This window comes from Bacillus sp. MMSF_3328 (assembly GCF_030733525.1).
Lineage (GTDB): Bacteria > Bacillota > Bacilli > Bacillales > Cytobacillaceae > Bacillus_AB > Bacillus_AB infantis.
This window is the reverse complement of record NZ_JASHIV010000033.1, coordinates 23683-33728: the sequence shown is the minus strand read 5'-3', so window position 1 is coordinate 33728 and position 10046 is coordinate 23683. Positions and strand designations below refer to the sequence as shown.

General features: G+C 44.8%; 9 protein-coding genes. 7 read left to right on the top strand and 2 right to left on the bottom strand.

What is annotated here, in order from left to right; genetic code table 11:
- The first annotated feature begins 157 nt into the window (after window positions 1-157).
- Window positions 158-655 (top strand): hypothetical protein, encoded by a 498-nt coding sequence (locus RBB45_RS25565; RefSeq protein ID WP_009793838.1) that lies wholly within the window; start codon window positions 158-160, stop codon window positions 653-655.
- A 69-nt stretch (window positions 656-724) separates the two neighbouring features.
- Here RBB45_RS25565 and RBB45_RS25560 read toward each other — a convergent pair whose 3' ends face one another.
- Both RBB45_RS25560 and RBB45_RS25555 read right to left on the bottom strand, forming a co-directional pair.
- Entirely contained in the window at window positions 725-1627 is a 903-nt protein-coding gene (locus RBB45_RS25560) for an aldo/keto reductase (protein WP_306010589.1), read from the bottom strand.
- Between the two features lie 50 nt (window positions 1628-1677).
- Complete coding sequence (locus RBB45_RS25555; RefSeq protein WP_009793840.1) at window positions 1678-2640, bottom strand: 3'-5' exonuclease; 963 nt, start codon at window positions 2638-2640, stop codon at window positions 1678-1680.
- 320 nt (window positions 2641-2960) lie between these two features.
- Between RBB45_RS25555 and RBB45_RS25550 the strand changes: the two genes are divergently transcribed.
- The 6 genes from RBB45_RS25550 to RBB45_RS25525 all read left to right on the top strand — a co-directional run bounded on the left by RBB45_RS25550 (window position 2961) and on the right by RBB45_RS25525 (window position 9782).
- Window positions 2961-3392, top strand: coding sequence for a hypothetical protein (locus RBB45_RS25550; protein ID WP_022543852.1), 432 nt, complete (start codon window positions 2961-2963; stop codon window positions 3390-3392).
- A 45-nt stretch (window positions 3393-3437) separates the two neighbouring features.
- A complete protein-coding gene (locus RBB45_RS25545; RefSeq protein WP_009793842.1) occupies window positions 3438-3710 on the top strand; it encodes a hypothetical protein in 273 nt (90 codons plus the stop codon).
- A 128-nt stretch (window positions 3711-3838) separates the two neighbouring features.
- Window positions 3839-5110, top strand: a complete 1272-nt coding sequence (locus tag RBB45_RS25540; protein ID WP_306010588.1) for a glycosyl hydrolase family 18 protein — start codon at window positions 3839-3841, stop codon at window positions 5108-5110.
- Window positions 5111-5212: 102 nt separating this feature from the next.
- The gene (locus RBB45_RS25535) at window positions 5213-6100 is read left to right on the top strand and encodes a CAP domain-containing protein (RefSeq protein ID WP_009793844.1); all 888 of its coding nucleotides are present in this window, start codon (window positions 5213-5215) and stop codon (window positions 6098-6100) included.
- Window positions 6101-6213: 113 nt separating this feature from the next.
- The gene (locus RBB45_RS25530) at window positions 6214-7434 is read left to right on the top strand and encodes an MFS transporter (RefSeq protein WP_306010587.1); all 1221 of its coding nucleotides are present in this window, start codon (window positions 6214-6216) and stop codon (window positions 7432-7434) included.
- Window positions 7435-7544: 110 nt separating this feature from the next.
- The gene (locus tag RBB45_RS25525) at window positions 7545-9782 is read left to right on the top strand and encodes an AAA domain-containing protein (protein WP_101547754.1); all 2238 of its coding nucleotides are present in this window, start codon (window positions 7545-7547) and stop codon (window positions 9780-9782) included.
- Window positions 9783-10046 lie beyond the last annotated feature (264 nt).

The following is a 10046-nucleotide window of genomic DNA, read 5'->3' as shown; positions in this document are numbered from 1 at the left end:
TATTCATAATATTTAAAAATTATTTAGAAATATCTTTTTGTTTCGACTTTCGAACAAAAAAGGGTTGAAAAAAGTATGAAAACTAGTTAAATTATAAATTGTCAGTAAATAACCTATTTTTAAAAAAAGGGTCAACAGAAAAAGGAGAGAGAGAAGAATGAAAAAATTTATGGCATTATTAATGGCTTCCCTTATGACTGCCGGCTTGGCAGCGTGTTCCGATGACACGTCTAAAGAGGCTGACACCGAAAAGGACACTTCAGCCGCCGAGACTGAAACAGCTGAACAGGCTGACAGCAGCAAAGAACAAAAATCTGCGCTCCTCAGCTACCAATCTGAAGTCACCAAGCTGATCCGCAGTACTGAGGCATCTTTTGCAGAAGAAGGCAAAGATCCTGCAGAAGCAGCTTCTGCTTTTGAACCTGGTTTAGACGGAATTGAAATCCCTGAAGAATTGAGCGACTATTCTGCAGATATCGAAGGTGCATCTGACAGCCTCGTTCAATATTTCACAAAAAAAGGCGAACTTCTTAAGGCCGGGTCAGAGGACCTTGCTGAAGCTGAGACATTCAAAGAAGAGTATATTGCGGGCATGACCAAGGTCTTTGAGGGTGTTGATATTTCTACTCCAGCTTTCAAAGGCATGTTCCAATAATCAGAATGAAATTCTAGCAGCATCAGAAAGGCCGGTCCACTCTTGTGGCCGGCCTTTCGGTTTGTTCAGTTATGGAACATCATGACCCATGGAGCTTTGAAGGATTTCAAACCACTGATGGTTGTCCAGCTTCAGTTTCATGCTATTAACTGCTTTTTCAATTCTTTGCTTTTTGCCTGATCCAATGATCGGCATAATCCGTGCCGGATGGTTCAGAAGCCATGCATAGAGAACCTCATCAATGTCACCCGCTCCTATTTCCCCTGCTATATTTTTCAGGGCAGCCTGAAGCCTTTTTGCCCTTTCATCCTGAGCGGAAAAGATCCTTCCTCCCGCGAGAGGGGACCAGGCCATAGGAGCAATTCTTTTTTCCAGGCAATGATTAAGTGTCCCATCTTCGAAATTTTCAAGATGATAAGCAGAAAGCTCAATCTGATTTGTGACCAGCTGAAACGGCAGATAAGATTGAAGCATATCAAATTGGTGGTTTTTAAAGTTGGAAACGCCAAAGTTTCTGACCTTTCCCGCTTTCTTCAGTTCAATGAAAGCCTGTGCGGTCTGTTCAGGATCCATGAAAGGATCAGGACGATGGATAAGCAGTGCATCCAGATAGTCTGTCCCTAAATTCTTTAAAGAATAATTGACCGACTCTATAATATGCTCATGGCTGGTATTATAGTGGTGTGATTTATGCTGCGGCCTGTTGGGTGATTGGAGGACGATTCCGCACTTAGTGACAATCTCCATCTTTTCCCTTAATTCAGGTTTCAGAGCAAGCGCTTTCCCAAACAGATCCTCACAGGTGTAGCCTCCATAAATATCGGCATGGTCAAAGGTTGTGATGCCCATCTCCAGGCAGTATTCTATAAGCGAAAGTGTTTCCTGGTCTGACTGTTTCCAGTCAGCAAGCCTCCAAAGACCATGGATGATCCGTGAAAAAGATAAATCCTCATTCAGTTTTATTCTTTCCATTTTATACAGCTCCTCATGAGTAAAGTTAATAAATATGTATCCGAAAAGCCTTAAACGGCCTGACGGTCTTGTCCATCCAGGGAGGCTCTTGCCAAAAGGGTCTTCCTGTAGGAAAAGTTCTCTTCATCCAGAATCAGTATGCGGGATGAATAGGTTATATGCTCCAAGTAATTCTTCTTAAGGCCTTCGTAAAAAAGCATAAAGTCTTTAGTATCGCTTCGAATTTCTTCATCAAAGATGCCGGAGCTGCTGCCTGCGACATTTTTATACCTTTTGCAAATTCTTTTCGCTTTTTTGACAAGCTGCTGTGCTTCCTTCATTTTGTAGATCCATTGCAGACTGGAAAAAAACTCTTCCATATCCTTGGCGAACTGGCTTTTCACCTCTACATTTATCTGATCCACTGTGAGTGTTCTCCCCGGCAGTATAAATCTTTCAGCCATGATTTTTTCAGTGAGCTGGGGATTGCGCTCAAATGCAAAAAATATCCGCAGTGTGTTATAAGAATCAAACATCGGGTTATGCGTTTCTCCGACGAAATCCAGCCCATACAGTGCCAGGGCGTTTTCAACAGAGGGTGTATTATTAGCCGCACGGTTTGAAAACACTTCCTGGAAATCGACATATCTGGAATTGATTTTTTCAATTGTGGCAGACGGGATCCCATGTCTGGCTGCATCAGCATTCAGTCGGGACAGATCGCTTTTGGACCATGAATAGAACCTGGTTTTCTTCACTCCATTAACCCAGTAAAGAAAAGTGGAAAATACATCAGCAAATCTGTCTGCATCCCTGAGATCTTTATCTTCAATGCCGGTCAGCCTTTTGCAGAACATACTGAGCGGCTTATGATTTTCCGGCTTTATATACTCATCGAAAAATGAAAGCTTCTCTGTAATCAGATCATATTTTACTGCACCAAGCCTGATTGCCTCCATATCTTCAAACAGCATCCCTTTGTTCGAACAGAGCATCTCAAAGTCAAAAAAAACATATTGCGTCAGTTCAGCCATTTTACACCCTCCTTTCCTAACAGTTCATTATAGTTGAATTCACGGTTTTAGGAAAGGAAATATTTTTCCATATATACAAACGAATTCTTACTTGGCGCTGTGTGTTAAGCGCCGCTGCTGATTAAGGGCTCACTTAGCCACACATTCAGGACACCTGAACGGCATATGGAGCAACAATTCACAGAAATGCCGGATCAGCACATAACACTTACAGAGTATTATTGAACCTTCCGCTGTAAAGAACCTTATTTATGACGAATGTTCTTTGCAGAAACGGGTATTAACATTGTAACAAAACCAATTGCAGAGGAGTGGAGCCGGTGAAAAAGATATACACCCTGGCAGCCGCTGCAGCCATAGTGCTTTCAGGCTGCGGTGCCGAGGATGACCAAGAAACCGTTTCAGATGAGCAGAATACGACAGAAGGGTATAACGAACAGACAAATACGGAAGGAGAGGAGGAAAAGTTAAGCGCAGGAGAACTGGATGACCGCATCACAGAAGGAATGGATTATGGGACCTATTCAGCAGAGGTTCAGTCATGGGCTGAAAAAGGCCAGCTGGAATTTAAAGAATCGGTCAAGCTTGATGGCGGCGAGGAAGGGACGCTGGCTGACATCCATCAGCTTGCAGACGGATTCCTTGCAGTATCACATGATGGGCAGCAGGTAACGGAAGTACTCGTTTTCACAACCATCGAAGAAGCAAAGGAAACCCTGAAGGGTGAAACAACCCCCGGCACATCTTCGTGATAAATTAAGCAAAAATAACTTAATTAACGAAAGGACGGATCGTTCATGATAACTGTTAATGCAGAGCTGCGCTTTGAAGGAAAGATAGATAGAGATGATATGAGGACAAAGCTGGAAGGATACTTGCAGGGGACTGAGTTCGAGATTCTTTCTATAGATGAGAAAGATCACAGCCAGACACCTTTGGCAGATGAAAACAACAAAGAATATAAACATCATAAGCTTCCTTCCCAGCCTGAAGGCGCTGCACCGGATGTTAACACTTCCGGGGCGGGCGGAATGGTTTCACCGGATACGGATGACTACAGCAAAAATTAGGGATAGATCAACACAGGGCGCCGAAAGCCCTGTGTTTTTCTTATGAAAAGAGACCTGGATGTTATCTTATATTCTATTATTCATTGGAGATCCATATGATGGTATAAAAACCTATTTGAGGTGCTGAAATGGGAATTCATGTTGTATCATACGGTGACACCATATGGCAGATTGCCAATGAATATTCTGTTTCCCCAGCCGACATCTTACTTCTTAATGGATTGAAGGACGCCAATGAAATAGTGCCCGGGCTGGCGCTGTATATCCCTCTGGACACTTTGCCTGTCCGCTCTCATATAATAAGGGAGGGAGACACCGTTTATCGGCTTTCTCTTTTTTATCAGACACAAATTGATTCTATTCTTAAAGCAAATCCCGGCTTGAATCCATATAATCTTCAGCAAGGACAGAACATATTCATTCCTTCACCACTTAAATACGGCATTCAGACGCTTGGTTTTATATTGCCTTACAATACTGAGGCTCTTTTCCCCATACTGGAAGGAATTTCGCCCCTCCTTACCTATCTTGCCATCACTGCCTATTCATTCCGGGCAGAGGGAACTGCCTACAGGCTCCTTGATGACACATCTGTTATCAATAAAAGCAAAGAGCTGGGCATCCTCCCGCTGCTCATGATCCGCAACTATCAGAATGGCGACTTTGATCCGGAACTGGCCGGAAGCGTGCTGGGAAATAGAAGGTATACAGCCAATCTGGTCAGCAGTATTGCCAGTCTGGCTAAAGAGAAGGGTTACAGCGGCGTCAGCATTGATTTTGAATTCATACCTCCGCCGCAAAGGAACAGCTTTTCCCGATTTCTTGCTGAGCTGAAGCTTGCCCTTGGAAATCTGATTCTTCATGTCAATGTCCATGCAAAAACAGAGGATATTCCTTCAAACAGGATCATTGGCGCCTATGATTATGAGGCAATCGGTGCTGCTGCAGATATTGTTGCCGTCATGACAATCGATTACGGTTATCCCGGCGGGCCGCCTGAGCCTGTTTCACCGCTGCCATGGATGGAGGATGTAGTCAAGTACGCCATTACTCAGATTCCTCCGCGTAAGCTGCAGATTGCCCTGCCCTTATACGGGTATGACAAATTCGGACCGGACAACAAAACTGTCTCTCTGTCAGTTCTCCAGGCACAGAACAGGGCAATAGAAAAAGGCACTAATATCCAGTATGACAGCAACAGGGCAGCACCATTCTTTACTTATTACGATGAGGGGCAGCTCCATACCGTCTGGTTTGATGATATCCGCAGCTATATGCAGAAATACCTTCTTATGGACCGTTATCAGCTACTGGGCACCACTTTCTGGCAAATCAGCCTCCGTGCCCCGCAAAGCTGGCTCGCCCTTTATAACAGCTATCATGTCGTGCGGCAGGAATAGGAGGTTTATTATTTTTTCTGCTGTAAATAATTCCATTCATAATAGATCGGTCATGCAGTGCAAAATAAGACCGTTACATTATTATGAAAAGGGGTTAACAGAATGAGCAAAATGAAATTCAGCTTTTTGCCAGCAGTTTTTGCAGTGATGCTGGTGTCTGCCTGCGCCTCTAATAATGCTGCAGATGACAGGCAAGGCGGCCTCAACACACTGAATGCCGGGAATGGCAGACAGGGCCAGACCAACTTTTTAAATGACCGCAGCAGCCAGCAGTCAAAAGGAATGATGGAAAGCCTTCAGGAAATCAACAATGGATTTATTACGATTGATCCGAATGCTTACAGCACTGGCATGCCAAGCGAAGAATTCCCGCATGGTGAACAGCAGGATAATGGCATGTTCCGTTTTTATACGGGTGAAGAAAGAGGGCAGCAAGGACAGGAAGGACAGCAGGCAGCTCCAGGACAGAATCAAGCAGAACAGGGAGCAGGCATGGAGCCTGGCACTCAGTATGGGGCAGGCCAGGGAACAGCGCCTGGCGGCCAGGGTGACCAGGGGCAGAATGGCGCTGAGGAACAGGGACAGCAAAAGGCAGGAGACACTGACCAAAGCATCAGCGATATGGAATCCAAAGTCATCGAGCTGACTAATGCAGAAAGAACGAAGAACGGCCTTGCTGCATTGAAATCTGACAGCTCTCTGAGCGGTGTTGCCCAGGAAAAATCAGATGATATGCAGGCTAAGAATTACTTTTCCCATACTAGTCCAACTTATGGCTCCCCATTTGATATGATGCGGGACTTTGGAGTGGAGTATTCAACAGCAGGTGAGAATATTGCCATGGGACAAAGATCTGCAGAGGAAGTCGTCGATGCCTGGATGAAAAGTGAGGGGCACCGCAAGAATATCCTCAGCAGCAAATTCACCCATATAGGAGTAGGGCATACAGGCGAAGGTAATTACTGGACACAAATGTTCATTGGAAAATAGAAGGAGAAAAGAAGTGCTTTTCATGGGCACTTCTTTTATTTGCCTGAAAATTTCGTATTGCGAAACTTTCAGATACCGGATAAAATAGACAAAAACTGCACTGGAGTAAAGGAATGAACAGAAAAGTAATATTATATGTAAAAGCTTTTTCAGATTTTGGCACCTTTATGGATACAATTGTCCTCAACGTCCTCATTTATGCTGCTACAGGGAGCACAGGATGGATGGCTGCCGCTATGGCATTCAGGACAGCCGGCGGTGTGTTTTCAAGCATTTTTTCCGGCATACTGGCAGACCGGTTCGACAGAAGAAAGATCATGATCATCAGCGACCTGGCAAGGGGCATTCTGATTTTGTCCCTGATTTCTTTTCCATCACCCTATATGATCATACTCGTATCCTTTGCTATTGGGTTCTCCAACAGCAGCTTTATGGTCAGCTTTAATGCGGAAATCCCCCAGATCTTTGGCGAAAATAAGGTGCTTGAGACAAATGCTCTTATTTCCAGACTTACTTCCGCCAGCCTGGTCGCCGGATTTTTGGCCGCTGGCATCCTGACAGATATTATAGGCTACCATATTACACTGATTATCGATTCAGCTACCTACTTCCTGTCTGCTGCTGTGTTGATGATGCTTAAATGGGAATCGGCACCTGGCAGGAAAGCGGGTGTTCACTCGACGCTTCAAGGGAAGCTGTCTTCAATTTTCTCTGATATAAAAGAGGTCTATGCCTATTTAAAGCTGGCTCCGATGCTTATGCTCGTCAACCTTGTCTTCCTCGCAGGATCTTTTGCCGGAAGCTCCCATAACCTTGGGATTCCGATTTTGGCAGAGGCCCTTAATCCTGACAGACAAAGCTTTTATTATGGGTTGATTTGGAGTACATGGGGAATCGGGTCTATTCTGTCTGCATTCCTCCTGCCGAGGCTCCGGTGGGCAAGGGGCAGCAGAATTTATCTTGCGTGCTTCATTTCTGCCATCCTGATGTCATCAGGGTTTATCATCTTTTTATCAAGCAGCTATATCCCTGCAATATTACTGGTTGCTTTTCTAACCGGTATTTTTGACGCAGCTTTTACGACCCTGCATGCAACCATCCTCCAAAAATCGGCCAATCATATAAGGGGCAGGATATTTGGAGTAGGCATGCTCCTGAAGTCGCTCGGTTTCGCATGCGGATTTATTCTGGCTCCAGCTGTCCTTGACAGTACCAGCCTGCCGGTGCTTGCAGCATCCTTCCATGGCATCCTGATCGTAATGACGCTATTGATCATGGTACGTACATACATATTTGCCAGGACGAAAAATCAGCAGGAAGCGGGGAGTGCTTAACCAGATTGGATTTTTGGCTATAGCCGTGTTATATTATCTTTCATTAAAATGGCCGGCGCTTCTTCCAAAGAAGAAGCAAATGGTGATTGTTGAGTAAAGGAAGAAATATGATGAGCAGCACAAAAAGATATATAGCAGAATGGCAAAAGGCCCTTCAATCAGAAATACAGCATATGAAAAATTATGGAAGCAGTAAATATTCCCTTCACAATGGCATTCTGATATCAAGCCATGAAGGGTTTGTTTATTTTTTTGAGACAGAATCTGCACTGCATGTGCCTATCGGATCACAGGTGAAAATCAGCTGGGGGCATAAAAAAGCTGAAGGAAGGATCCTGTCTTCTGAAGGCCGGAATATCATTGTCTCTGCGGACCAGTATTTGGGTGAGGAACTGCAATATGCATCCCTGCACCATGATCCCTGGGAGCTGATCGATCAGCTCATACAGCGGCTTGATGATATAAAAAAAAGCAAAACGAAGAGGCTGCGGATCAAAAAACTGATGGATCCCTCCATGCCGGCAGCCCATCCGGGAGGAAAGGCAAAATCCCCTGTCCATGAACTTATTTTGAGATCCAAATATAACCCGGTTACATTTGTATGGGGTCCCCCGGGGACTGGGAAAACATATACGCTTGCCCGGACAGCAGCTAATAAATATTTCAAAAAACTGAAGGTGCTTGTTCTATCACACAGCAACCAGGCGGTTGATGTACTGATGGCCGAAATTGCCTCTTTTTCGTCCCGCAAATCCGAAACCAAAGACGGGGATATTCTCAGGTATGGAACGAGAAGCAGCAGTGAAGCACATGCAGGGGGGCTGTTTCATTCCGACAGGCTCATTGAAAAGCACCACCCGGATCTGGCAGATAAAAAATCTCAGCTGATGGAAGAAAAAAGGCTGTTAAAATCTGATTTGGGGCGCTCTTTCAGTAAAAGGGATTCTGAAAAGCTGGTTGAAATTGAAACTAAGCTCGCAGCCGTTCTGGAGAAGATCCGCAAAAAGGAAATTGAATATGTTAAGGATGCAGGCATCATTGGAACCACTCTTGCCAGGGCAGCAGGTGATCCGGCGATTTATGAAAGCCAATTTGATCTTGTCATTGTGGATGAAGCGAGCATGGCTTATGTACCGCAGGCTGCCTTTGCTGCCTCTCTGGGTAAAAGGATCATCATTTGCGGAGACTTCAAACAGCTTCCGCCTATAGCCGCCTCCAGGAGCGAACTGGCAGTCAAATGGCTGAAAGAGGATATTTTCCACCATTCAGGGGCAGCTTCTGCGGTCGGGAATGGCCAGATGCATCCCCATTTGTTTTTGCTGAAAGAACAAAGGAGGATGCATCCGGATATTTCTGCTTTTACCAATAAACATGTTTACCATTCCCTTGTGACTGATTTTGAAGGCACAGCCGAGCTGCGGGAAGGTATTTCCAAATTAAATCCGTTCAAAAACATGGCATCTATTATGGTTGACAGCTCTGAGATGGGAAAGTACGGAGTTAAAGATAATAACAGCGGATCCAGAAGCAACCTTCTTCATCTTGCGCTTTCATTCCAGCTGATCCACGAGGCATATCTGGATGGGGCCAGGTCAATAGGTTATGCTACACCTTACAGGGTTCAAGCTTCATTGATGGAACAGTTCATGGAAGAGGTATACAGCTCTGAAGCTGCTGCTGCAGACATTATTGCGGCAACCGTCCATCGTTTCCAGGGGAGCGAAAGAGATATAATGGTCTTTGACACCGTTGACAGCTTTCCTTTTGAAAAAGCTGGGATGCTTATGACTGGAAAAGACAGTGAAAGGCTGATCAATGTAGCCGTAACAAGGACAAGGGGAAAATTCATACAGGTAGGGGATATCCGTTTTATCAAAGAAAAAGTATATACAGGAAAAACATGGCGGAAACTGGCAGAACACCAGCTCAAGATGGATCAGGCTGTTACTCCCTCCAGTATCGGAAGATGGATCAGGAACCAGCACCAGGCTCTGCAATGGATTCACAGCAGGAAAACCGGCAAAGTTGAAAATGATTTATTACAGGCCAAATCAGCCATCATCATTTCGCTGCCAGCCACCCATGCATTGGACGAAGAATGGACAAAAATAGTGAACGGAATGACTGGAAAGGCCAGTGTCACGCTGATTTCAGACAAAAGGCATGAGACGTTAAAGCATGCCGCTTTCGTTCAAAAAGATGTACCGTTTCCTTTCATCAGCATTGACAGCAGCATCTTATGGCTGGGAATGCCTTTTTGCAGACATGAAGGCATCAGGCCTCCATATATTGCTGTCAGATTTCTATCGGAAAACATTGCCGGCTACGTTGAATCGCAATTTCTGTGAAAAAGCCTGGTACATGCAAGCCAACTAAACATAAAAAGACCCCCTGAAACAGGGGGTCTTGCGTATTGAGGCGGCAGGCTGCACGCCACATCGTGCATTTCCAATAAAGGAGCGCCCGCCGGCTTATTCAATTAGCTCATCGCTCAATAAATATATCACCAATCATCCGCTGATGCAAGATTAAATTTTTCCACAGGGTCTATTATACAAACATATAGGTTTCATAAAAACAGAAAAAGAAGTAAAATTATCTCGAAGTAAAGA

Coding starts and splice junctions, on each gene's coding strand:
- RBB45_RS25560 (WP_306010589.1), bottom strand. CDS start 1,627: ATGGAAAGAATAAAACTGAATGAGGATTTATCTTTTTCACGGATCATC.
- RBB45_RS25565 (WP_009793838.1), top strand. CDS start 158: ATGAAAAAATTTATGGCATTATTAATGGCTTCCCTTATGACTGCCGGC.
- RBB45_RS25530 (WP_306010587.1), top strand. CDS start 6,214: ATGAACAGAAAAGTAATATTATATGTAAAAGCTTTTTCAGATTTTGGC.
- RBB45_RS25535 (WP_009793844.1), top strand. CDS start 5,213: ATGAGCAAAATGAAATTCAGCTTTTTGCCAGCAGTTTTTGCAGTGATG.
- RBB45_RS25545 (WP_009793842.1), top strand. CDS start 3,438: ATGATAACTGTTAATGCAGAGCTGCGCTTTGAAGGAAAGATAGATAGA.
- RBB45_RS25540 (WP_306010588.1), top strand. CDS start 3,839: ATGGGAATTCATGTTGTATCATACGGTGACACCATATGGCAGATTGCC.
- RBB45_RS25555 (WP_009793840.1), bottom strand. CDS start 2,640: ATGGCTGAACTGACGCAATATGTTTTTTTTGACTTTGAGATGCTCTGT.
- RBB45_RS25525 (WP_101547754.1), top strand. CDS start 7,545: ATGAGCAGCACAAAAAGATATATAGCAGAATGGCAAAAGGCCCTTCAA.